Genomic DNA, 23123 nt, shown 5'->3' with positions numbered 1-23123 from the left:
GAACGCCTTGCTTCTTTCCGGGAAGATCATTCGTTAACCGTTGAAGTGCGCCTTCGCTCACTCCCACCCATTGTCCTTCATCGTCCACACACGCATTCTCTTCTGCTCCGGCGCGGCCTCCGCGTCGCCGTCTTCCGGGCCTTGCTCCGCGCCATCGCCTGGCGCGGGGAGGGCGGTGGGGTCGCCCGCGCCCGCCTGCTCGCCGCGCGGGGGCAGGTAGAACGGGTGGTCCGGGTCTTTCCACGGGTCGTAGCCGTTTTCCTCGTCCTCCCGCTCGATCCGCTTGGCTTCGTCGTGCGCGGCGCGGGCGAGCGGGCTGAGGTTTTCGAGCCAGCGTTCGTGCATCTTGGATAGCTTCGCCTCGATGCTGGCATAGACCGCCTCCTCGTCCTCCGCATCGTGGGCGGCGGCGAGCTTGCGCTTGTGGGCCTCGTCGGCTTCGCGCTCCCGCTCCCACTCCTTGCGCCAGCGGCGCTTTTCGCGGGCGAGGGTCTGGCGGTCGAGCCCGTTCATCGCCTTGGCGCGCTGCATCCCGTATTTCTCCGGCAGGCGCGCCTGGAGGATGAGCATCGCGGTGCGTTCGTTGTAGATGCGGCGGGTGCCGAACTGCTTGCCGCAGCTGAGCACCGGGACTTCGATGCCGTGGATCGCGCGCTCCATCACCTTGTCCTCCAGCATCCGCACGCCGCAATCGAGCGCGGCCTCCCATGCGGCGCGGAAGCTCTCCGCCCCGGGCTGGCGGCGCAAGTGGTAGGCGCCCACGCTGCTCATGTTGACCGCGCGGCAGGCGGCTTCGACGCTGCCGGTATCGGCCAGCGCTTCGATGAATGCCTGCTGGCGGGCGGGGGTCCACCCGTCGTGGCGCTTGCTCTTGCGCGGGACGGGGGTGAATTCGGGCAGCTGCTCGCGCGGGACGAGGGTGCGGACGGCGCGGTTATCCTTGCGGCGGGTCATAAGTAAATGAGTGAAGCACAAAACCGGGGGTGTAGGAAAATGGGGGAAGCGCGAGGGGGATAGGCGCACAACTTCACTTTGCGTTCACGTGCGTGCTGGCTATAGGCACCGGCCTATGCAGATCGTTTCGCGCAGCCCGCTCAAGCTTGCTCTCGTCGCCGCCGTGGTCGGCTCCTCGCTGCTCGTGACCGGTTGCGCCGGGCGGGGCGGCAAGGTGAAGGACACCGCCTACGTCGCCCGCGACGTGGAAACGCTGTACCTCACCGCGAAGGACAAGCTCGACACCAACCAGCCCAAGGTCGCTGCCGCGCTGTTCGACGAGGTCGAGCGCCAGCACCCCTATTCGCCGTGGGCCCGCCGCGCGCAGATCATGGGTGCGTTCAGCTATTACGTCGCGCGCGACTATGCCAAGGCGATCGACAGCGCGCAGCGGTTCCTCTCGATCCACCCGGGCAACCGCGAGGCGCCGTATGCCTACTACCTGATCGCGCTCAGCTACTACGAGCAGATCAGCGACGTGACCCGCGACCAGGCGGTGACCGACCAGGCGCGAACCGCGCTGCGCGAACTGATCCGCCGCTATCCCGACACGCCCTACGCCACCGACGCCAAGCTCAAGCTCGACCTCGTGCAGGACCACTTGGCGGGCAAGGAAATGGAGATCGGCCGTTTCTACGAACGCAGCGGCGACTGGCTGGCGGCCTCGATCCGGTTCAAGAACGTGGTCGACAACTATTCGACCACCAGCCACGCGCCCGAAGCGCTGTTCCGCATGACCGAGACCAACCTCGCGCTCGGTATCCCGGACGAGGCGAAGAAGTACGCTGCGGTGCTGGGGGCGAACTATCCCGGCAGCAAGTGGTACCAGAAGGCGTACAACCTGATGGAAAAGTACGCGCCCAACGCCAAGGCGAGCTGATCGCGAGGCGCGCCTATGCGGCGCGTTGCAGCCTCGGCATGCGCTCGTTCACCAGCTGGGATGCTTCGGACAGACCGGAGTTGCGAAGGTCGTTCTCGAGCGCGCGCGCTTCGCGCCCGAGCGCGGCCTCTTTGAAATAGCCAGCCGTTCCCGCCAGTTTGTGCAATTGATCGACCAGATCGTCGCGTTCGTGCTGCGATAGCCGGCCTGCGCTGGCAGCGTCGGCAAGTGCATCGAATGCTGCCTGTTTCCGTTCCCGATAGCGGTCCTCGAGCGAAACGGCGGGTGCGCTGTCCCGAGCCCGAACCGGCGCAGGTCGAGCAACCAGCTGGGCCGATGTCCGCAGCAGATCCTCCAGGGTTACCGGTTTGGCGAGATGTCCTTGCATTCCGGCATCGAGACACGCGGCGACATCGTCCGGGTAGGCATTCGCGGTCAACGCCACAATCGGCAGTTGTTCGCTGCCGAAGCCGAGTGCGCGAATCCGCCGTGTCGCTTCGAGCCCGTCGATCCGCGGCATCTGCATGTCCATCAGGACCAGGTCGTAGGGCGCGCTTTCAGCGTGTGCCGCAGCGACCATGTCGATTGCCTCGGCACCGTCGTTGGCGATGTCCGCGGCCATTCCGGCCTGCTCGGCAAGCGCGCGGATCAGGATCTGGTTGATGTCGTGATCTTCGGCCACCAGCACCTTTAGCGATCGAGCTTGTGGTGGTGGGCGATCGCAGGGCTCGGGCGCCGCGGATTCGAGAATTGCCGGTTCGACAATCGGAACAAGCGGGAGGCGCACAGTGAACCGGGTTCCCCTGCCGACTTCGCTGGTGACGTCGATTTCACCGCCCATCATCTTGACCAGCTTTGCGCTGATCGCCAGGCCCAGCCCGGTCCCGCCAAACTTGCGCGCGGTCGAACTGTCGCCTTGGGTGAACTGGTCGAAAATCGTGGCGAGGTGATCGGGTGCAATTCCGATCCCGGTATCTTCGACTACGATCACCATAGTCGGTTCCCCAAGCGTGTCGTGAATCTGCGCTGCGACCGTGACTTTGCCGCGTTCGGTGAACTTGACTGCATTGCCTACCAGGTTGAGCACGATCTGGCGCAGGCGATGCTGGTCGGCGTCAATCCATGTCGGCAGGCCATCGGCTACGTCGAGGGTAAGTCCGAGACCCTTGGCCTGCGCGATTGGCTTGAGCAAGGCGATCGCTCCAGCGAGCTTGTGCCGCAGGTCCATTGGTTCGGGTGAAATCTGCATCTGGCCTGAATCGATCTTCGACATGTCGAGGATATCGTTGAGCAGCCGCAGCATGGCCTTGCCCGATTCGGCGATCAACTCGACATGGTGGCGCTGTTCCGCTGGCAGGTCGGCCGCCAGCAACAGGTCGGTAAAGCCGATCACCCCGTTCATCGGGGTGCGAATTTCGTGGCTCATGTTGGCAAGGAACGCGGCCTTTGCTTGCGCAGCCTGTTTTGCCTTTTCGAGCGCGGCGCGCTGTTCGGTAATGTCGGTTCCCGCGCCGACGAAACCAACGATCCTGCCCTTGCTATCGAATTCGGCACTGTTGACCGTCTCGAGCCACAGGTCGCTGCCGTCGGCCGATTCGAAATGCAGGACACGTCGGCGCAAGTCGCCCGGTTGCTCGAAGCCTTGCCATGCCGGGTCATCCGTGAACGGGCTAAGATCGCGCAGGGATGCGACCCAGCCATCGCCCATCAGGTCCTTTGCCGGCCTGCCGAGCATTCGGGACCAGGTCGAGTTTACGAAGTTGATCTTGCCGGCAGCGTCGGCGCAGAAAATCGCGATCGGGGCGGCTTCGGCGATCTGGCGGAACCTCCGCTCGCTTTCGGCCAGCCCATCGGCAATCCTGTCCCGGCTATGGAGCATAGCGGCGATCGGGAGTCCGGTAACGAACGCGGTTACCAGGAACAGCTGAAGCACGACGATCTGCTCGCTGAACTGACCCTTCGCGAGATGTATCGGACCATAGCCCCAGGCGGTTGCGGTCGTCGCGATCGCAGCGATCTTGAGAATCGAGATCGCGGTGCCCAGGCTTCCCTGGCGGAAAGCATGGAGCACCACCACTGGAGGAACCATGAACAGGAACGGGTATCGCGTCTGCGCAAACACCGCGACCGTGATGGCGGTTCCGACCAGGAACAGGAACAGCCAGTCGGGCAGGTCTTTCGCGGTCGGTCGCCTCCGCGATCGCCACGCGTCAGACAGGATCAGCAGGGTAGGGGTAAGCAGGAGCAAGCCCAGCGAATCCGCAATCGACCAGGTCCTGATCAATGTGAGTGCGCTCGCGACGGTTCCGGGTTGGAGGACAACAACCGCCGCGAGCGCGGACGCCAAAGGCGCCCCTATACCTGCAATCACGCAATAGACGGCCAGGTGGCGAATCTCCGACATATCGGGACGGGGTATCCCGGCACGGAGCATTCCCCACCAGACCAGCAGGACTTCGAAAGCGTTCGCGAACGCCAATCCGGCAGCGACTGCCGCACCGTCGCCTTCGATGATGTTGACCGCCAAGTTTACAGCGAAGGTGAACGGGAGAAACGCCAGTGTTCCGCGCCCCCGGCCGCGCAGGAGAACCGCGACCAGGATTGCATTGGGTAGCCAGACAGCGGCGATCCGCCCGTCGTCACGGGTCAATTCGATTCCCGCAAAAGCGAGCAGGCCGAACACGACGGCCAGCGCGAAGATGGCGATCGGGTGCGGCAACCCGGTTGCCCGAAGCTTTCTGAACACGGCGACGTTCCCCCTTTGCCGGTGGTTGTCCGAGATTGGAGGGGATTGGTTGGGGCGGCGCAAACTTCGCCCTAGGTACTTGCGCCTACATTTCAGGCGAAATCATGCCGCGGGTTTCCTCGCCTTCCGGGCGATCCCGCTCAGCCCCTTGGTAAGCTGGAACAGGCCGTTGAGGCGGCTTTGCGGATCGCTCCATGCGCGGCTGAGCACCAGCTTCATGTCGGGGCGAAGCTTGACCGTGTCACCCACCCGATCGACCCATGCCAGCAAGCCCGCAGGGTCGGGAAAGTCATCGTTGTGGAACGTAACGAGAGTTCCGCGCGCGCCAACGTCGATCTTGGCGATATTGGCGGCGATCGCCTGGTGCTTGATTTCGATCAGTCGAACGAGGTTGGCGGTCGGCTGCGGCAGCGGGCCAAAACGGTCGATCATCTCGGCCGCCAGCGCTTCGATCTCGCCCTGGTCGCGGGCATCGTTGAGACGGCGATAGAGGCCCATCCGCACCGCGAGATCGGGCACGTAGTCGTCCGGGATCATGATCGGTGCATCGACGGTGATTTGCGGGCTGAACGCGTCCTTTGCCGGTTCCAGTCCCGTGTCGCCCGCCTTTGCAGCAACGATCGCGTCCTCCAGCATCGACTGGTAGAGTTCGAAGCCCACCTCGCGAATGTGGCCCGACTGCTCGTCGCCCAGGAGGTTGCCCGCGCCGCGAATGTCGAGATCGTGGCTCGCGAGCTGGAACCCCGCGCCAAGGCTGTCGAGGTCGCCGAGCACCTTGAGCCGCTTTTCCGCCACTTCGCTCAGAACGGTGTCGGCGGGCGTGGTGAGATAGGCATAGGCACGCAGCTTGCTCCGGCCGACACGGCCGCGCAATTGGTAGAGCTGGGCAAGCCCGAAGCGGTCGGCGCGGTGGATCACGATGGTGTTCGCGCTGGGGATATCGAGCCCGCTTTCGACGATGGTGGTCGAGAGCAGCACTTCGTACTTGCCATCGTAGAACGCGCTCATGCGTTCCTCGACTTCGGTCGGGCTCATCTGGCCGTGTGCGGTGATCGGCTTCACCTCGGGCACGTGCTCGCGGAGCCATTCCTCGACTTCGGCCATGTCCTTGATGCGCGGCACGACGATGAAGCTTTGCCCGCCGCGATGATGTTCGCGAAGCAACGCCTCGCGCATCACCATGTCGTCCCATTCCATCACGTAAGTGCGCACCGCGAGCCGGTCGACCGGCGGGGTCTGGATCGTGGAGAGCTCGCGCAGCCCGCTCATCGCCATCTGCAGCGTGCGCGGGATCGGCGTAGCGGTGAGCGTGAGGACATGGACGTCGGCGCGCAGCTGCTTGAGCTTTTCCTTGTGGGTCACGCCGAAGCGTTGTTCTTCGTCGACGATCACCAGCCCGAGGTCACGGAATTCGGTCGATTTCGAGAGGATCGCGTGCGTGCCGATGACGATATCGACATCGCCTTTCTTCAGCCCTTCGCGGGTTGCGCTCATTTCCTTGGCGCCGACAAGGCGGCTGAGCCGCCCGACTTTCAGCGGGAAACCGGAAAAGCGCGCCGAGAAGTTTTCGAAGTGCTGGCGGGCGAGCAGGGTGGTGGGGGCGACCACGGCAACCTGTTTGCCGCTCATCGCTGCGACGAACGCGGCACGCAGCGCGACTTCGGTCTTGCCGAAGCCGACATCGCCGCAGACGAGGCGGTCCATCGGTTTGCCCGATTCCAGGTCGCGCAGGACATCGGCGATCGCGCGATCCTGGTCGTCGGTTTCCTCCCACGGGAAGCGTTCGACGAACTGGTTGAACCCGGCTTCCTCGGCTTCGAGCACCGGTGCTTTGCGCAGCGCGCGGGCGGCAGCGGTAGCGAGCAATTCGCCGGCGATTTCGCGGATGCGTTCCTTCAGGCGCGCGCGGCGCTTCTGCCATGCTTCTCCGCCCAGCCGGTCGAGCATGACCGTGCCTTCCGCCGCGCCATAGCGGCTGAGTACCTCGAGGTTTTCGACCGGCACGTAGAGCTTGTCGCCCCCGGCGTATTCGAGCATTGCGCAGTCGTGCTTGCTCTGTCCGACGGGGATCGCTTCGAGCCCACGATAGCGCCCGATGCCGTGGTCGATGTGAACCACGAGGTCGCCCGCATTGAGCGCCGACAGCTCGGCGAGAAACGCATCGGCATCCTTGCGCCGCTTCTTGCGCCGCACCAGCCGGTCGCCGAGCACGTCCTGCTCGGTGACGAGGTCGATCTCGTCGTTGGCGAACCCGGTATCGAGCGGCAGCACCAGTGCAACCGGCTTGCCCTTGGCGGCCAGCCCCAACGCTTCCTGCCAGGTATCGGCAAGCGCGGTCGGTGCACCGGCCTCGGTCAGGATTGACGCCAGGCGCGATCGGCTACCCTTCGAATAGGCCGCCAGCAGGGGCCGTTTGCCCGCTTTGCCGACTGCCTTGAGGTGCTCGGCGGCAGCGGCATAGACGTTGTCGCCGCGCGCGCGCTCAGGAGCGAAATCACGTCCCGAATGGAACCCGTAATCGACCGTCGTCGCACTTTCGGGCTCGGCGAAGATCGAAGCGCGGTGGATCGGGCGCGACTGCAGCGCTTCATTGAATTCGTCGCTCGTCAGGTAGAGCGCATCGGTCGCCAGCGGGCGGTAGCTGCCTTCGGCGTGTTCGGCGCGCTGGCGGTGGTAGTCGGCGACATCCGCAAAACGTTCCTCGCCCGCCGACAGCGCTCCGGCGTCGATCACCAACAGGTCGTCGGCCGAAAGATGGTCGAACAGCGTCGCCATCCGGTCCTCGAACAGCGGCAGCCAGTGCTCCATCCCTGCGAGCCGCCGCCCGTCGCTGACCGCCTGGTAGAGCGGATCCTGCGTCGCGTTGGCCCCGAACATCTCGCGATAACGGCTGCGGAAGCGCTTGATAGATTGCTCGTCGAGCAGGGCTTCGCTTGCGGGGAGCAGCAGGTGGCTTTCCAGCACCCCGGTGCTCATCTGGGTCGAGGGATCGAAGGTGCGCAGCGATTCGAGATCGTCGCCGAAGAAGTCGAGTCGTAAACCCTGGTCGAGGCCGGAGGGGAACACGTCGAAGATCGAGCCGCGCATCGCGAATTCGCCGTGGTCGATCACGGTATCGGTGCGCGAATAGCCTTGCCGCATCAGCATCGCGGTGAGCTGGTCGTGCGGGATCACCGCGCCGGGCCGGAATTCCTGCACCGCCTCGCGGATGCGGAATGGGGTCAGCACGCGCTGGAGCAGGGCGTTGGCGGTCGTCACCAGCAGCTGGCTACCCGCCTTGCCCGCCTGCAGCCGGTGGAGCGCGGCCAGCCGCTGCGCGCTGATCGCGAGTGCGGGGCTCGACCGGTCGTAGGGCAGGCAGTCCCACGCCGGAAACTCGATCACTTCCAGTTCCGGCGCAAAATACTGCGCGGCCTCGGCGATCGACCGCATCGCTGCATCGTCGGGCGCAATGAATACCGCACGGCCCTTGGCGGCGCGGGCAAGGTCGCCGAGCACCAGTGGTTGGCTGCCGCGTGGCAGTGAGGACAGATTCAGTGGCTCGCGTGCAGACAGGATTTTCTGGAGATCGGGCATCGGGTTTCCTGTGGCTGGCGCACGCGCGAAAACCCGCCCGAGGGTTCGGACGGGGTCGTTATCGGGCCCTCACATAGGGCAACGGCGGGAAATTCCAACCGCCTCAGCGGATATCGACGTAATCGAGCCTCTGCATTGCCTGCATCAGTTCGCCATCGAAGGCAGGCGGCACCGGCTGCGACTGCATGGCCCACGCCATGATGTCGACGTCATCTTCTTCGAGCAGCGCTTCGAACCACGCAAGCGCGCTCTCGCCCCAGCTTGCAGCGTAGCGATCGAAGAACCCGCCGATCATGAAATCGGCCTCGCGCGTCCCGCGGTGCCAGGCGCGGAATTTCGCACGGGCGAGGCGGGTCGAAAAATCGATTGCAGCAGGGTCGGTCATGCGAAACGGGGCGCCCTTCGGTTTGTCGAACGGCACCCCGTGTCTGTTATTCTCGTGTTTCGATCAAGGGTGCGTGTGACCGTAGACCACCATCGAGTCGGCCGTCATCGCCTGGTCCTCGTCGTAGATCTTCTTCGCCGCTTCTTCGGAGCCCGCGACCTTGACCATTGCCTTGCGGAAGGCGGTCTGTTCGGGCGAGTTGTGGCTGTCGAGCATTGCCATCCCGCGCGGCATCTTGAACATCATCATGATATCCCAGCGACCGGTTGTCAGCCAGACTATCTTCGGTTGATCGAGGCCCGCCTCTTTGGTTGCCGGGCCAAAATACTTCTCACCCAGTTCGATCCAGCGTTGCTGGGTGCCAGGTTTCAGCTTGAGGTATTCGATCCGGTATGTCGTGCGCGCCTCTTCCTTCTCCGCGGCCTGGGCCATTGCTGGCGAACTGGCCACGAACATGGCCGAGCCCCCGATTAAGGTAGCAGCCGCTGCGATTGAGATTGTCAGTTTGCGAATCATCGTATTCCCCCTGATTAGGTTGAGTGGAGATACGACCCGTTCGGTCCGGACATTATCGCACAGGGAGATGTTTCGAAAACACTGCCTCCCCCTCAGCGTCATCCTGCGAGCAATAGACAGGCGAATCGATCGTTTGACAAGTCCTGCCCGTCGGCTTCGCAGAATCGCCAGAACGGGTTAGGGATTAGCGATGCGTCCTGACGTACTCAATCCGCTGTTTGCAGAGGTCGAAACGCTCGATGGCGTGGGGCCAAAGGTAAAGCAGCCGCTCGACAAGCTCGGGCTCATGCGGGTGGGCGATGTCGCCTATCACTTGCCCGACCGGTTTGTGACCCGGCGCCCGGTCGACAACCTTGATGAAGCCAGCGTTGGCGAACAGATCGTCGTGGCATTGACCCCGACCGAGCACCGAGCGAGCAGGACAGGGCGCGGGCCGTACCGTGTTTTTGCCAGCGATGCGCTCGGCAATGTGTGCGCGCTGACATACTTCGGGCGGGCGAGCTACACTGCGAAGAAGCAGCTTCCGGTGGGCGAGAAGCGGTGGATCGCCGGGCGGCTCGACGAGTACGGGCAGATGCTCCAGATCGTGCATCCAGACCATGTCGCGAAGACCAGCGAAGGCCTTCTCGGCACGCTTAACGAGCCGGTCTATGCGCTCGCCAGCGGTTTGACCCAGCCCAAGGTTGCCGGGCTGGTAGCACAGGCGCTCACTCGCTTGCCCGAAATGCCGGAGTGGATCGAGCCGGGGCACTTCGCGAAAGAGAAATGGCCTGCGTGGGCCGATGCGCTCAAGCTGGCGCACAAGGGCGAACACGCCGCGGCCCGCGATCGGCTCGCCTATGACGAATTGCTCGCCAACAGTCTCGCGCTGATGCTGGTGCGGGCCGACAACCGGCGTCGCAAGGGGCAGGCGCTGCGCGGTGACGGGCACTTGCGCGACAAGCTCCAGTTGCCGTTCCCACTGACCGGGGCGCAACGTCGCTCGATCACTGAGATCGAGGGCGACCTGGCGCAGGATACCCCGATGCTGCGGTTGCTGCAGGGCGACGTGGGCTCGGGCAAGACCGTCGTCGCGCTCGAAGCGATGCTGACGGCAGTGGAGGCCGGCGCGCAGGCCGCGTTGCTTGCACCGACCGAAATCCTCGCGCGCCAGCATTACGATACCTTGCGCCAGATGCTTGCGCCCACCGGCGTCGAGATCGCGCTGCTTACCGGGCGCGACAAGGGCAGGGCGCGCGAATCCATCCTTATGGGGCTCCAGGATGGTTCGATAAGTCTCGTCGTCGGGACGCACGCGATCTTCCAGGAGACGGTGAACTATCGCAACCTCGGCTTGGTGGTGATCGACGAACAGCACCGCTTCGGCGTGTCGCAGCGGTTGATGCTGGCGCAAAAGGGCAAGGTCACGCCGCATACGCTGGCGATGACCGCGACACCGATCCCGCGCACGCTGACACTGGCGCAATACGGCGAGATGGACGTGAGCCGCCTAGACGAAATGCCGCCCGGCCGGCAGGCGATCGACACCGTGGTCGTTTCGACCGAGCGGCTCGGCGAAGTCATCGACCGGCTTGGCTTGGCGATCGCGGGCGGGGCGCAGGCGTATTGGGTGTGCCCGATGGTGCGCGAACAGGAGAGCGAGGATATCGCCGCCGCCGAGGCACGCTATGCTGCGTTGAAGGAGCGGTTCGGCGACGACGTCGTGCTGGTCCACGGCCAGCTCAAGCCGGAACTGAAGGACGCAGCGATGGAGCGGTTTGCGTCCGGCGAGGCAAAACTGCTGGTCGCGACGACAGTGATCGAAGTCGGGGTCGACGTTCCCAACGCGACGCTGATGGTGATCGAACAGGCGGAGCGCTTCGGGCTCGCTCAGTTGCACCAGTTGCGTGGGCGCGTGGGGCGGGGCAGCGCCAAGTCCGCGTGCGTGCTGCTGCGCGGCGGAGAGCTGAGCGAAACCGGCAAGGCGCGACTATCGCTGATGCGCGAGACGCAGGACGGGTTCAGGCTTGCCGAGGAGGACCTGCGGCTGCGCGGCGGCGGCGAACTGCTCGGCACCCGCCAATCGGGCGATACGCCGTTCAAGGTCGCCGATCTCGACCAGATCCAGCGCTTGCTGCCGCTAGCCCACGACGATGCGCGCCTGCTGATGGAACGCGATGGCGGGCTCGCCAGCGACCGCGGCGAGGCGGCACGCATCCTGCTCTACCTGTTCGAACGCGATTGGGGCGTGCAGCTGTTGCGCGGAGGCTGAAGTCGGCCGCGCCAAAGACCGCCGGGGGCATTGCTGCCACCCGGCGATCGCTCCCCCTATCGGATTGCTTCAGAAGCGAAAGGCCAAGCCTGCGCTCAGCACCCACGGGTCGAGCTTGTGCTCGGTCTCGATGACCTTCGTGCTGCCAGCGTACCACCGTGCCGTCGTGCTGACGAAATACTTCTTTGCGTCGAGCGAAATCGACAGGCCGTTCGAATTGATCGGCACGTCCACGCCCGCCTGGAGCGCGACGCCGAACTTGCTGGTCATGTCGAAATTGGTGACGCCTAGCGGGATCGTGGCCGCGCCAGGGTTCTTGTCGACCCACCAGAAGAAGCTGGGACCCGCGCCGATGTAGGGCGAGATGCCTTCGGGGTTGAAGTGGTACTTGAGCGTCACCGTTGCCGGGATCAGCTTGGCGTTTGAGACCAGTTCTGCGCCCGGAAGGCCCGTGGTCGCATCGACGTCGTGCTCAGTCATGCAGCAGATCGTCTCGACAGAGACCGACGGAGTCGCGAAATATTCGATTGCGATCGTCGGAACGTAGTTGTCGTTTGCGGTTGTTTGTAGGTCCGAAGGGAGCCCGACCAGATCGGTGTTAACCTTGGTAATCTTTCCATCGGGCAGCACTGCCGTGCCGAGCACCTTGACCTGGAGCTTTCCTCCGTCCTTGGCGATGGCGGGTTGGCTGGCGAAGGCCGCCAGCGCAATGCCGACAGCAGCTAGACAGGTTTTCATGTAGATCAATCCAGCGCCGCAGTGGCCACCCCTCGCGGCCCAGGATTTTTGCTGCGCCCCGACTCACTGGCGGATCGATCAGAGGATGTGGTTGATCTAGATCAAGGGGTGAAACATTATTACGCAATTGGCCGACGATTTGGTCGTCTTGCCGTCCAATTGCGTGCTGCAAATTCGATAGGGCTTGCGGGCAGGTTTGAACCTTGCAGCCACGCGTCCGAAGTGCCACGTGGCTCCCATCAAAGGAGAGACTCATGCGCAATATCGATCACTTCATGGTCGGCGGCCCGGGCAGCGGTTCGGGGCGGACCAAGGACGTGTTCAACCCTTCCACCGGCGAAGTGCAGGCGCAGGTATCGTTGGGCGATGCCGCGCTGCTGCAACGTGCGGTCGATGCCGCAAAGACGGTCCAGCCGGAGTGGGCGGCGACCAATCCGCAGCGCCGCGCCCGGGTGATGTTCAAGTTCAAGGAGCTGGTCGAGGCGAACAAGGACGATCTTGCTCGCCTGCTGTCGAGCGAACACGGCAAGGTGGTCGAAGACGCGCACGGCGACGTGCAGCGCGGGCTCGAAGTGATCGAATACGCCTGCGGCATCCCGCAGGCATTGAAGGGTGAGTACACCCAGGGCGCGGGTCCGGGGATCGACGTCTATTCGATGCGCCAGCCGCTCGGCATCGGCGCGGGGATCACGCCGTTCAACTTCCCGGCGATGATCCCGATGTGGATGTTCGGCATGGCGATCGCGGCGGGCAACGCATTTATCCTCAAGCCCAGCGAGCGTGACCCGAGCGTGCCGGTGCGGCTCGCCGAGCTGTTCCTCGAGGCGGGTGCGCCCGAGGGGCTGCTGCAGGTCGTCAACGGCGACAAGGAAATGGTCGATGCGATCCTCGACCATCCCGATATCCCGGCGATCAGCTTCGTCGGCTCGTCCGACATCGCGCAATATATCTACGCGCGCGGCAGTGCCAATGCGAAGCGGGTGCAGGCGTTCGGCGGAGCCAAGAACCACGGGATCGTGATGCCCGATGCCGACCTCGACCAGGTGGTCAATGACCTGACCGGCGCGGCGTTCGGTTCGGCCGGCGAGCGGTGCATGGCGCTGCCCGTGGTGGTCCCGGTGGGCGACGATACTGCCGAGAAGCTCAAGGCCAAGCTGATCCCCGCGATCAACGCGCTGCGTGTCGGTGTCTCGACCGATCCCGATGCGCACTATGGCCCGGTGGTCACCGCGGAGCACAAGGCGCGCATCGAAGGCTGGATCGACACCGCCGAGAAGGAAGGCGCCGAAGTCGTGATCGACGGGCGCGGGTTCAGCCTGCAGGGCCACGAGAACGGGTTTTTCGTCGGCCCGACGCTGCTCGACCGCGTCACCACTGACATGGACAGCTACAAGGAAGAGATCTTCGGCCCCGTGCTCCAGATCGTGCGGGCTAAGGACTTCGAGGAAGCCGTCAGCCTGCCGAGCAAGCACCAGTACGGCAACGGTGTGGCGATCTTCACCCGCAACGGCCACGCCGCGCGCGAGTTCGCCAGCCGGGTCAACGTCGGCATGGTCGGGATCAACGTGCCGATCCCGGTGCCGGTGAGCTACCACAGCTTCGGCGGTTGGAAACGTTCGGGCTTCGGCGACATCGACCAGTACGGGATGGAAGGGCTGCGGTTCTGGACCAAGACCAAGAAGGTCACCCAGCGCTGGCCCGATGGCGGCGGCGATGGCTCCAACGCATTCGTCATCCCGACGATGGGGTGACGGAACGCACAATGACCAGCCAGTTCCAACTTACCGACGACCAGCTCGCCATCCAGGAAATGGCGCAGCGGTTTACCGCCGACAACATCACGCCGTTCGCCGCCGAGTGGGACGAGAAGCATCACTTCCCGCGCGACGTGATCCAGAAGACCGGCGAGCTCGGCTTCGGCGCGATCTACGTCAGCGAGGCAAGTGGCGGGATCGCGCTCGGGCGGCTCGAAGCGGCGCTGATCATGGAAGCAATGGCCTATGGCTGCCCCGCGACCAGCGCCTACGTCTCGATCCACAACATGGCCGCGTGGATGATCGACACCTACGGCTCGGCGGAGCTCAAGGCGAAGTACCTGCCCAAGCTGGTGACGATGGAACACATCGCCAGCTACGCGCTCACCGAACCGGGCAGCGGGTCCGACGCCGCCGCGCTCAAGACCACCGCCAAGCTCGACGGCGACCATTATGTCCTGAACGGCACCAAGCAGTTCATCTCCGGCAGCGGGTTCAACGATATCTACGTCGTGATGGTCCGCACCGGCGAAGACAAGGCGAAGGGCATCACCTGCCTGGTGGTCGAGAAAGGCACGCCCGGCCTCAGCCACGGCGCGCCGGAGAACAAGCTGGGCTGGAACGCCTCGCCGACGGCGCAGCTGATCTTCGAGGATTGCCGGGTGCCGGTGTCCAACCGGGTCGGCGCCGAAGGCGAGGGCTTCCGCTTCGCAATGGCCGGGCTCGACGGCGGGCGGCTCAATATCGGGGCGTGCAGCCTCGGCGGGGCGCAGCGGTGTCTCGATGAAGCGGTGAGCTACACCAAGGAGCGCCAGCAGTTCGGCCAGCCGGTGGCGGATTTCCAGAACACCCAGTTCATGCTCGCCGACATGGCAACCGAGCTCGAGGCGGCGCGCGCGCTGCTCTACCTTGCAGCGTGCAAGGTGACCGACGGCGCGCCCGACAAGTCGCGCTTCTCGGCGATGGCCAAGCGGCTCGCGACCGATACCGGCAGCAAGGTGGTCAATGATGCGCTGCAGCTGTTCGGCGGCTACGGCTATCTCAAAGACTACCCGATCGAGCGGTTCTGGCGCGACCTGCGGGTCCACTCGATCCTCGAAGGAACCAACCAGGTCATGCGGATGATCGTCGGCCGGGACATGCTGCGGCAGTAAATTTGACTCATTTCTGCCGTTCGTGTCGAGCGAAGACGAGACACGGTCGCGCAGTCGGTTCTCGACTTTGCTCGAACCGAACGGAGGTTTGATTGACTTCGGAAGTTCACATTCACACCCACGGCGCGGCGGGGCATATCTCGCTCAATCGCCCGAAGGCGCTGCATTCGTTGACGCTCGATATGTGCCACGCGATGAGCGCGGCGTTGGGCGAATGGGCGGAAGACGACGCGATTGCTGCGGTCCTGCTCGACCATGCCGAAGGGCGGGGTTTTTGCGCCGGTGGCGATATCAACCTGCTGCGCAACTCCGCGCTCAACGATGGCGGGGTGAGCGGGCGGAAGTTCTTCCACGACGAATACCAGCTCAACCACCGGATGTTCGAATACGCCAAGCCGATCGTCGCGTTCATGGACGGGATCACGATGGGCGGCGGGGTCGGCATCAGCCAGCCGGCGAAGTTCCGCGTGGCGACCGAGAACACCCGGTTCGCGATGCCCGAGACGGGGATCGGACTGTTCCCCGATGTCGGCGGCGGGTGGTATCTCTCGCGGCTCGGTGGGCGGCTAGGGCAGTTCCTTGCACTGACTGGAGCGCGGCTCGATGGGGCGGAATGCCTGTGGGCAGGGATCGCGACGCACTACCTGCCGAGCGAGAAGCTGGCCGAGGCCAAGGCGCGGATCGCCGAAAACCCCGATCGCATCGGCGGTATCCTGTCGGAGCTTTCGATAACGCCCCCGCACGCGCGGATCGAAGGCAACGCCGACAAGATCGCCAAGCACTTCGCTTCGGACCGCTACGAGGACATCCTCGCGAGCCTCGAGGCCGACGACAGCGAGTGGGCGGCGAAAGAGCGCGATGCGCTCGGCACCAAGAGCCCGCAGACCTGCAAGGTCGCGCTGCGCCAACTCGCCGAAAGCGCGAAGCTCTCCGATTTCGCTGACAACATGGCGATGGAATACCGCATCGCCAGCCGCGTGCTGCTGCGCCCCGACTTTGCCGAGGGCGTGCGCGCAGTGATCGTAGATAAGACCGGCGACCCCAAGTGGAACCCGCCGACCCCCGAAGGCGTGAGCGAGGAACTGCTCGACAGTATCTTCGCACCGCTGCCGGCAAACGAGGAATGGAAGCCGTTATGAGCTACGAAACGATTACTGTCGAACAACAAGGCGCGGTGACGCTGGTCACGCTCAACCGGCCCAAGTCGCTCAATGCGCTCAACAGCCAGGTGCTGGAGGAATTGATCAGCGCGTTCGCCGCGTTCGAGGCAGACAGCACCCAGCGTTGTGCGGTGTTGACGGGCAGCGGGGACAAGGCGTTTGCCGCGGGGGCCGACATCAAGGAAATGGCCGACAAGCCGGCAGCCGATTTCTACAACGAGGATTTCTTCTCCCGCTGGACGAGCCACTTGGTCAAGGCGACCCGCAAGCCGTGGATCGCCGCGGTCAACGGTTTCGCGCTTGGCGGTGGGTGCGAGTTGGCAATGATGGCGGACTTCATCATCGCGAGCGAAAACGCTAAGTTCGGCCAGCCAGAGATCAAGCTCGGCGTCGCGCCAGGGATGGGCGGCAGCCAGCGGCTGACCCGCGCGGTAGGCAAGGCCAAGGCGATGGAAATGTGCCTCACCGGGCGGATGATGGGGGCGGAAGAAGCCGAGCGCAGCGGCCTCGTCGCGCGCGTCGTGCCGCACGAAAGCCTGCTCGAAGAAGCGTTGAAAACCGCCGCGACCATCGCCGGGATGCCGCCGATGGCGGCGGTGGCGAACAAGGAAATGGTCAACGCCGCGTTCGAGACGACGCTCGACCAGGGCATCGTCATGGAGCGCCGCATCTTCCAGGTCCTCACCGCCAGCGAGGACAAGGCGGAAGGCATGGCCGCGTTTATCGAGAAGCGCGAAGGTCAGTGGAAGGGGCGATAGGAGACAACCTCCGTTCGTGTCGAGCGAAGTCGAGACACGTTCAGGGAGGTGTCTCGACTATGGCCTTCGGCCTCCGCTCGACACGAACGAATTGAGAGGATCTGGATTATGAAGATCGCATTTATCGGCCTCGGCAACATGGGCGGCGGGATGGCCGCGAACCTCGTCAAGGCGGGCCACGCGGTGAACGCGTTCGACCTCAGCGAAGCGGCGCTGGCTGCTGCCGGGGAGCACGGCTGCGCGACCTTCACCGATGCCAAGGAAGCGGTGCAGGGCGTAGAAGCGGTGGTGACGATGCTGCCCAACGGCGCGATCGTGAAGTCGGTCTATACCGGCAGCGTGATCGGCCATGCGCCTGAAGGCGCGGTGTTCCTCGATTGCTCGACGATCGACGTCGCTACCGCGCGCGAAACGATCGCCCTGGCCGAAGCGGCCGGTTACGACATGGTCGATGCGCCCGTCTCCGGCGGGATCGCGGCAGCCAATGCGGGCACGCTGACCTTCATGGTCGGTGGGAGCGACAAGGCGTTCGAACGCGCGAAACCGGTGCTTGAAGCAATGGGCAAGGCGGTGATCCACGCGGGGCAGGCGGGCAATGGGCAGGCGGCGAAGATCTGCAACAACATGCTGCTCGGCATCCACATGATCGGCACCTGCGAAGCGTTCACGATGGCGCAGAAGCTCGGGCTCGATCCGCAGACCTTCTACGACATTTCCAGCGTTTCCTCCGGCCAGAACTGGTCGATGACGAGCTATTGCCCGGTCCCCGGCGTCGGCCCGCAAAGCCCGTCGGACAACGATTACCAGGGCGGGTTCGCCACCGCGCTGATGCTCAAGGACCTCAAGCTGGCGATGGAGGCCGCTGCCAGCGCCGGGATCGACCCGCAGATGGGCCACCACGCGAAGGACCTTTACGAAGCGTTCGACGCGGCGGGGAACGGCGCGGTCGACTTCTCCGGGATCATTCGAACGATGAACTGACTGGTGAGGCGGAGGCAGGCCTCGCCTTGTGGCTGCGCGCCAGCAGGTCCCACACGAACACCGCGATTGCGGCCCAGATGAACACGAAGCACGCGAGCTGCGCGGGGTGCAGCGGCTTGTCGAACACCGTCAGGCCCAGCACGAACACGATCGACGGTGCGAGGAACTGGGTGAAGCCAAGCGCCGAATAGCTCATCTTGCGTGCAGCCGTCGCGAACATCCACAGCGGGGTTGCCGTGAGCACCCCACCGAGCATGATCAGCAGGCTGAGCTGCGGGTCGTGGCCGAACGACGAGCCGTGCGGGGTCTGGGCAAACCACCAGGTCGTCACCAGTGCGGGCATCAACAAGATCGTCGATTCGATGGTCAGGCCGGGCAGCGCCCCCACCGGCACCTGTTTGCGCACGAGCCCGTAAGTGCCGAAACTGAAAGCCAGCGTCAGGCTGATCCATAGCGTCGTCAGCGCGCCGCCAAGCAGGATCGCGATTCCCGCGGCGGCAATCGCCACCGCGATCCACTGGCGCCGCGAAAGCTTCTCGCCGAGCACGACCGTGCCGAGCAGCACGTTGACCAGCGGGTTGATGTAGTAGCCCAGGCTCGCGGCGTAGACGTGCCCTTCCTGGATCGCCCAGATGTAGGTCAGCCAGTTGATGACGATCAGCACCGAACTCGCGACCAGCAGCATCAGCACGTGCGGGTTACGCAGTGCGGCGAGGACTTCGGGCAATTGCTTCCGGAAGCCCGCTATCAGCAGGCACAGCGGCAGCGTCCACACGATCCGCCAGGCGACGAACTCGACCGGTGGCACTACCCGCACGAGAATCAGGTAGAGCGGCAGGAAACCCCAGATCAGGTATGCTGTAAGTGCGGCGGGCAGGCACGAATGAAGCAGCGAGGGCTTGGGTTCGTTCATCTTCGGGAGGCCCTTAGGGTGGGAGTTCCGACCCGGCAAGCAGCTGTTTGGCTTCATTGAAGAAGCGGTTCTCCACAGGGTCCTGAATTATTTCGCAATCTGACAGCGGTGTTGCTCTGTGTTCAGGTAAACACGTCTAATTGTGAACGCATCAAATGAGGGACGGCTGACGAATCGGCCATCCACAATGACTGGAAATTCCCAACTCAGGCCGTGCCCACCCACGGTCAGGGCGCGAACCCCCTTGGGGTCGCGGAAGGCGTCGCTCGCTTCACGGCAGGCGGCGCCTTCTTCCTATGCGAGTGGCTATCGGATAGGTGTCTCGACCGATGAGACGCACTTATCCCGCTGCACTGATCCTGCTCGTCCTGCTCGCCGCTTGCGGGAAAGGCGAAACGCCCGATACCGACAAGCCCGACCGGGATCCTGCCGTGTCGCAGGCGCTCAACGATCCGATTATGGTCGATCCCGACCTTTCCCAACGCAACGAGGGTGCGGCGGCAGTGACGATCGATACCGATCATTCGCTGCCGATCATTCCGGTCACCCCCGAAGCGATCGCTGCTGCGCGCGAGGACGCGATTCAGATGCTCGATGGTAAGGTGCTGGCAGTGCCTGCCGCGAGCGGGACGGTGGCGGCCGTTCCAACCGATGCGCGGGCTAGCGGCAATCTCGCTACCCTTCCCGGTGCCGCAGAATGCAAGGCGAAGCTGGCGCGAGGCGCGATTTGGGCGGCTCGCTTGCCGCCCGAGTTGCCGGTCTATCCGCGCGGGGCGACGCAGGCGGCGGCAGGCGGGGATTCGGCCGACTGCCACGCGCGCGTCGTGCGCTTTACGACACCGGTTCCGGTTGCCGACGTGCTGTCGTTCTACTGGACCCGCGCAACGCAATCCAAATACGCGCCCCGTCACAGAAAGACCGACGGTGGGCAGGATGTCCTCGACGGGCGCAGGGGTAACGACGCGTTCGATTTGCGGGTGAAGGCGGGCAAGACGACCCACCAGCCGACCGAAGTCGTGCTGGCAACGATTGCTCGCGATTAGGCGCTGACAGGCGCGAGCACGCGCCCGGCGAGCGAATTCGGGCCCGCCTCGACCAGTTCGACTTCGGCAATCTCACCCAGCGCGGCGTCGCTTTCGAACCAGACAGATTGCAGCCATGGGGACTTGCCGAGCATCTGCCCGGGCTTCTTGCCCTTGCGTTCGACCAGTACGGCACACCGCTTGCCAACACTGGCTTGGTTGAACGCCAGTTGGTCGCGGTTGAGCGCGGCCTGCAGGCGCTGGAGGCGCTCGTCCATCACTTCGGGCGCGATCGCTCCATCCATGCTTGCCGCCGGGGTGCCGGGACGGGCGGAATATTTGAAGCTGAACGCCTGCGCGTAACCGACCGCATCGACCAGCTGCATCGTGGCTTCGAAATCGGCCTCGGTCTCGCCCGGGAAACCGACGATGAAGTCGCCGCTCAGTGCGATGTCGGGGCGTGCTTCGCGGAACCGTTCGAGCAGCCGCAAATACCCTTCGGCATCGTGGCTGCGGTTCATCGCCTTCAGGATCGGGTCCGAACCGCTTTGCACCGGCAAGTGGAGGAACGGCATAAGCTTGTCGACTTCGCCGTGCGCAGCGATCAGACCGTCGGTCACGTCCATCGGATGGCTGGTGGTGTAGCGAATGCGGGCGAGATTGGGCAGTTTCGCCAGTTCGCGGATCAGCCCGTCGAGCCCGATTGCCCGGCCCTTCGCGTCTTCCCCGCTCCAGGCATTGACGTTCTGGCCGAGCAGAGTGATCTCGCGCGCGCCGGCTTCGACCAGTTTCTCTGCTTCGGCAACGAGATCGTTGAACGGGCGCGAAATTTCCGCGCCGCGCGTGTAGGGGACCACACAATAGGTGCAGAACTTGTCGCACCCTTCCTGCACCGTCAGGAACGCGCTTGGGGGTGCGCGACGCCGTGCGGGCAGGGCAGCGAACTTGGCGATCGGCGGCATGTCGGTATCGGTCGCACGCTCGCCCGCTACCGCCTTGTCGAGCATTTCAGGCAAGCGATGGTACGCCTGCGGGCCCACGACCATGCTGACAGCCGGGGCGCGGGCCATGATTTCTTCGCCTTCGGCCTGCGCGACGCACCCGGCGACCGCGATCAACGGCTTTGAACCGTCCGCCTTCTGCAAGCGGCCGATGTCCGAATAGACCTTCTCCGCCGCCTTTTCCCGGATGTGGCACGTGTTGAGCACCACCAGGTCGGCTTCCTCGCCTTCCGCCGCGGGCGCGATGCCGCGCGAGGCGAGCAATTCGGCCATCCGATCGCCGTCGTAGACGTTCATCTGGCAACCGAAGCTTTTGACCCGGTAGGTCTTGGGAGGGGAACTGGCACGCATGGCGCGCGCCTATAGCGGCAAAGGGGCGTTATTCCAAAGGCGGAAGATCGCCTTGCTTGGGCGCGTTGTAGCGGACCGGTGCTACGTCATGCTTGAACTCGCGCAACGGCTTGCCGAGCGCGGCCAGCAGCGCCGCCTCGATCTCCGAGCGAGAGCGGGCGCCGATTGCCTTGCGCCCGCAGAATTCGACCGGGCTGAACGGTTCGAGGAAGTGGATGCACAATTGAAAGGTGCCCTTGCGCGCGAATACACGCTTGGCATTGTTGATCCCGCTTTCATCACCGACCCAGCCGATCCATTCGCCGAATTCGCCGTAATCGAGCATCACGGGCTGGACCAGCACCCCGTCTGGCGGCGGTTCGAGCACGCTCATCATGCTGGTCTTGAACGGCAGGAGGCTCTGTCCGTCGGTGGTGGTGCCTTCGGGAAAGATCGTGACCGACCAGTTGTCCGCCAGCGCCTCGCGCAGGTCGTTGATCTGGTCGGCGACGTTCATCCGGTTCTCGCGTTTGACGAATACCGTGCGATTGAGCTTGCACAACCAGCCTATCACCGGGACTTCGCTCAGTTCCTGCTTGGCGACAAAGGCTGTTCCGCTCGCCCCGGCGAGCGCAAGAATATCGACCCAAGAGACATGGTTCGAAATGAAGAACACGTCGCGTTTGAGCGGGGTGCCGATGGTCTTTACGCGGGCACCGATGATCCGCGCGGTCCAGCGCAGGAACAGCATCGGGAACGGAGAGCCATAGGCGATCGTGCGCCACGCGTAGTGCAGCGGGACCATCACGGCCAGCAGCAAGACAAGCGCCGCGAAGCGTATCGCGAACCGGACCCAGCCGATCGGGGAAACAGGTGTCGATTCGCCCCGGGCGGCAGCTTCGCGCCAGGCGTCGGCGTCAGTCGTCGCGGTCGATCCGGACACCGTAGAGTTCCATCCGGTGATCGACGAGCCGGTAACCGAGCTTTTCGGCTATCTGCTTTTGCAGCGCTTCGAGTTCAGGGTCGACGAACTCCACCACCTTGCCGGTTTCCACGTCGATCAGGTGGTCGTGATGTGCTTCGGGCGCAGCTTCGTAGCGCGCGCGCCCGTCGCCGAAATCGTGGCGGTCGAGAATCCCCGCCTCCTCGAACAAGCGCACGGTACGATAGACAGTGGCGATCGAGATCTTCGGATCGATCGCGGCAGCGCGCTGGTGCAGCAGTTCGACATCGGGATGATCCTCGCTCTCGGACAGGACCCGAGCGATCACCCTGCGTTGGTCAGTGATCCGCAGGCCGCGTTCGCTGCACAGTGCTTCGAGGTCGATCGTCTGGTGCAATTTGTCCTGCCGAAAATGAGAAACTGCCCCGAACCTTATCGGGACGGGGCAGCTATCTCAAGCCAATAGCGAACGATTCGCAGTTAAGCCGTTGCGGCCTTCTTGCGCCGTCCGCGCTTCTGGCCCGGCTTGCGACCCAGGCCGATCTTCTTGGCGAGAGTGCGGCGGGTTTCGGCATAATCTGGCGCGACCATCGGATAGTCGGCTCCGAGGCCCCAACGCGCGCGATATTCGTCAGGCGTCATGCCGTGTTCGGTCATCAGGTGCCGTTTGAGCATCTTCATCTTCTTGCCGTCTTCAAGGCAGATGATGTGATCCTTTTTCACCGAAGCGCGGATCGATACCGCTGGCTCGGGGAGCTGCTCTTCAGCCGGGGCAGGCCCGTCGAGGCTGGCAAGCGCCTGGTACACCGAAGTGATCAGAGCCGGCACTTCATCGACCGATACGTTGTTGTTGCTGACATGGGCGGCGACGATGTCCGAAGTGAGCGTAATCAACATTTCGGCTACGTCGGTTTCGAGGTTCTCCATTAGTATCCCTTTGCGATCGAGATTTATACGAGGGAGCGTGATCGTCATCCCCGCGTTGCCGACAGTGCGTCAAGTTCTTGGTCGATACAAGTAGT

The 23123-nt window shown here is 64.1% G+C and carries 19 protein-coding genes; 8 read left to right on the top strand and 11 right to left on the bottom strand.

The window, feature by feature from the left end:
* Nucleotides 1-57 precede the first annotated feature (57 nt).
* Nucleotides 58-954, bottom strand: a complete 897-nt coding sequence (locus CJO11_RS02420; protein WP_095011279.1) for a hypothetical protein — start codon at nt 952-954, stop codon at nt 58-60.
* 121 nt (nt 955-1075) lie between these two features.
* On the opposite strand from CJO11_RS02420, the gene CJO11_RS02415 reads away from it, so the two are divergent.
* Nucleotides 1076-1873: an outer membrane protein assembly factor BamD gene (locus tag CJO11_RS02415; protein WP_095013170.1), complete on the top strand. Its 798-nt coding sequence runs from the start codon at nt 1076-1078 to the stop codon at nt 1871-1873.
* 13 nt (nt 1874-1886) lie between these two features.
* On the opposite strand, the gene CJO11_RS02410 is transcribed toward CJO11_RS02415, so the two are convergent.
* From CJO11_RS02410 to CJO11_RS02395, 4 genes are all read right to left on the bottom strand, one after another.
* Nucleotides 1887-4619, bottom strand: a complete 2733-nt coding sequence (locus tag CJO11_RS02410) for an ATP-binding protein (RefSeq protein ID WP_150124963.1) — start codon at nt 4617-4619, stop codon at nt 1887-1889.
* Between the two features lie 102 nt (nt 4620-4721).
* A complete protein-coding gene (gene mfd, locus CJO11_RS02405) occupies nt 4722-8195 on the bottom strand; it encodes a transcription-repair coupling factor (RefSeq protein ID WP_095011277.1) in 3474 nt (1157 codons plus the stop codon).
* Nucleotides 8196-8298: 103 nt separating this feature from the next.
* Nucleotides 8299-8580: an FAD assembly factor SdhE gene (locus CJO11_RS02400; protein WP_095013169.1), complete on the bottom strand. Its 282-nt coding sequence runs from the start codon at nt 8578-8580 to the stop codon at nt 8299-8301.
* A 63-nt stretch (nt 8581-8643) separates the two neighbouring features.
* Nucleotides 8644-9012, bottom strand: coding sequence for a hypothetical protein (locus CJO11_RS02395; protein WP_150124962.1), 369 nt, complete (start codon nt 9010-9012; stop codon nt 8644-8646).
* A gap of 274 nt (nt 9013-9286) precedes the next feature.
* Between CJO11_RS02395 and recG the strand changes: the two genes are divergently transcribed.
* On the top strand, nt 9287-11347 hold the full coding sequence (gene recG, locus CJO11_RS02390) for an ATP-dependent DNA helicase RecG (protein WP_095011275.1): 2061 nt from the start codon (nt 9287-9289) through the stop codon (nt 11345-11347).
* 69 nt (nt 11348-11416) lie between these two features.
* Here the strand turns inward: recG and CJO11_RS02385 are convergent, their stop codons facing one another.
* On the bottom strand, nt 11417-12085 hold the full coding sequence (locus CJO11_RS02385) for an OmpW/AlkL family protein (protein WP_095011274.1): 669 nt from the start codon (nt 12083-12085) through the stop codon (nt 11417-11419).
* 254 nt (nt 12086-12339) lie between these two features.
* On the opposite strand from CJO11_RS02385, the gene CJO11_RS02380 reads away from it, so the two are divergent.
* The 5 genes from CJO11_RS02380 (at nt 12340) to mmsB (ending at nt 17892) form a co-directional block, all read left to right on the top strand.
* Complete coding sequence (locus CJO11_RS02380; protein ID WP_095011273.1) at nt 12340-13836, top strand: CoA-acylating methylmalonate-semialdehyde dehydrogenase; 1497 nt, start codon at nt 12340-12342, stop codon at nt 13834-13836.
* A gap of 11 nt (nt 13837-13847) precedes the next feature.
* A complete protein-coding gene (locus tag CJO11_RS02375) occupies nt 13848-14993 on the top strand; it encodes an acyl-CoA dehydrogenase family protein (protein ID WP_095011272.1) in 1146 nt (381 codons plus the stop codon).
* A 92-nt stretch (nt 14994-15085) separates the two neighbouring features.
* A complete protein-coding gene (locus tag CJO11_RS02370; protein WP_095011271.1) occupies nt 15086-16132 on the top strand; it encodes an enoyl-CoA hydratase/isomerase family protein in 1047 nt (348 codons plus the stop codon).
* Nucleotides 16129-16911 carry an enoyl-CoA hydratase-related protein gene (locus CJO11_RS02365; RefSeq protein ID WP_095011270.1) on the top strand — a complete coding sequence of 261 codons (783 nt, stop codon included), beginning with the start codon at nt 16129-16131 and terminating at the stop codon, nt 16909-16911. Before CJO11_RS02370 ends, CJO11_RS02365 begins: the two co-directional genes overlap by 4 nt.
* A gap of 108 nt (nt 16912-17019) precedes the next feature.
* On the top strand, nt 17020-17892 hold the full coding sequence (gene mmsB / locus CJO11_RS02360; protein WP_095011269.1) for a 3-hydroxyisobutyrate dehydrogenase: 873 nt from the start codon (nt 17020-17022) through the stop codon (nt 17890-17892).
* Here the strand turns inward: mmsB and rarD are convergent.
* Nucleotides 17873-18805 (bottom strand): EamA family transporter RarD, encoded by a 933-nt coding sequence (gene rarD / locus CJO11_RS02355; protein WP_095011268.1) that lies wholly within the window; start codon nt 18803-18805, stop codon nt 17873-17875. The genes mmsB and rarD overlap by 20 nt on opposite strands.
* Before the next feature lie 329 nt (nt 18806-19134).
* On the opposite strand from rarD, the gene CJO11_RS02350 reads away from it, so the two are divergent.
* On the top strand, nt 19135-19848 hold the full coding sequence (locus CJO11_RS02350; RefSeq protein ID WP_095011267.1) for a hypothetical protein: 714 nt from the start codon (nt 19135-19137) through the stop codon (nt 19846-19848).
* Here the strand turns inward: CJO11_RS02350 and miaB are convergent.
* The 4 genes from miaB to CJO11_RS02330 all read right to left on the bottom strand — a co-directional run bounded on the left by miaB (nt 19845) and on the right by CJO11_RS02330 (nt 23028).
* The gene (gene miaB / locus CJO11_RS02345) at nt 19845-21179 is read right to left on the bottom strand and encodes a tRNA (N6-isopentenyl adenosine(37)-C2)-methylthiotransferase MiaB (RefSeq protein ID WP_095011266.1); all 1335 of its coding nucleotides are present in this window, start codon (nt 21177-21179) and stop codon (nt 19845-19847) included. The two genes, CJO11_RS02350 and miaB, sit on opposite strands and share 4 nt — an antisense overlap.
* Before the next feature lie 28 nt (nt 21180-21207).
* A complete protein-coding gene (locus tag CJO11_RS02340) occupies nt 21208-22101 on the bottom strand; it encodes a lysophospholipid acyltransferase family protein (RefSeq protein WP_240504530.1) in 894 nt (297 codons plus the stop codon).
* Nucleotides 22076-22498, bottom strand: coding sequence for a Fur family transcriptional regulator (locus CJO11_RS02335; RefSeq protein ID WP_095011264.1), 423 nt, complete (start codon nt 22496-22498; stop codon nt 22076-22078). The genes CJO11_RS02340 and CJO11_RS02335 overlap by 26 nt, the downstream gene beginning before the upstream one ends.
* Nucleotides 22499-22581: 83 nt before the next feature.
* On the bottom strand, nt 22582-23028 hold the full coding sequence (locus tag CJO11_RS02330) for a Ros/MucR family transcriptional regulator (RefSeq protein ID WP_095011263.1): 447 nt from the start codon (nt 23026-23028) through the stop codon (nt 22582-22584).
* Nucleotides 23029-23123 lie beyond the last annotated feature (95 nt).

It is taken from the genome of Tsuneonella mangrovi, assembly GCF_002269345.1.
Taxonomy (GTDB): domain Bacteria; phylum Pseudomonadota; class Alphaproteobacteria; order Sphingomonadales; family Sphingomonadaceae; genus Tsuneonella; species Tsuneonella mangrovi.
This window is presented reverse-complemented; position numbering and strand designations above follow the sequence as displayed.

Excerpts from the sequence above, each read along its gene's own strand:
- CJO11_RS02420 (WP_095011279.1), bottom strand. The coding sequence starts at position 954 with ATGACCCGCCGCAAGGATAACCGCGCCGTCCGCACCCTCGTCCCGCGC.
- mfd (WP_095011277.1), bottom strand. The coding sequence starts at position 8,195 with ATGCCCGATCTCCAGAAAATCCTGTCTGCACGCGAGCCACTGAATCTG.
- CJO11_RS02400 (WP_095013169.1), bottom strand. The coding sequence starts at position 8,580 with ATGACCGACCCTGCTGCAATCGATTTTTCGACCCGCCTCGCCCGTGCG.
- CJO11_RS02395 (WP_150124962.1), bottom strand. The coding sequence starts at position 9,012 with ATGGCCCAGGCCGCGGAGAAGGAAGAGGCGCGCACGACATACCGGATC.
- recG (WP_095011275.1), top strand. The coding sequence starts at position 9,287 with ATGCGTCCTGACGTACTCAATCCGCTGTTTGCAGAGGTCGAAACGCTC.
- CJO11_RS02385 (WP_095011274.1), bottom strand. The coding sequence starts at position 12,085 with ATGAAAACCTGTCTAGCTGCTGTCGGCATTGCGCTGGCGGCCTTCGCC.
- CJO11_RS02380 (WP_095011273.1), top strand. The coding sequence starts at position 12,340 with ATGCGCAATATCGATCACTTCATGGTCGGCGGCCCGGGCAGCGGTTCG.
- CJO11_RS02375 (WP_095011272.1), top strand. The coding sequence starts at position 13,848 with ATGACCAGCCAGTTCCAACTTACCGACGACCAGCTCGCCATCCAGGAA.
- CJO11_RS02365 (WP_095011270.1), top strand. The coding sequence starts at position 16,129 with ATGAGCTACGAAACGATTACTGTCGAACAACAAGGCGCGGTGACGCTG.
- mmsB (WP_095011269.1), top strand. The coding sequence starts at position 17,020 with ATGAAGATCGCATTTATCGGCCTCGGCAACATGGGCGGCGGGATGGCC.
- rarD (WP_095011268.1), bottom strand. The coding sequence starts at position 18,805 with ATGAACGAACCCAAGCCCTCGCTGCTTCATTCGTGCCTGCCCGCCGCA.
- CJO11_RS02350 (WP_095011267.1), top strand. The coding sequence starts at position 19,135 with ATGAGACGCACTTATCCCGCTGCACTGATCCTGCTCGTCCTGCTCGCC.
- miaB (WP_095011266.1), bottom strand. The coding sequence starts at position 21,179 with ATGCGTGCCAGTTCCCCTCCCAAGACCTACCGGGTCAAAAGCTTCGGT.
- CJO11_RS02330 (WP_095011263.1), bottom strand. The coding sequence starts at position 23,028 with ATGGAGAACCTCGAAACCGACGTAGCCGAAATGTTGATTACGCTCACT.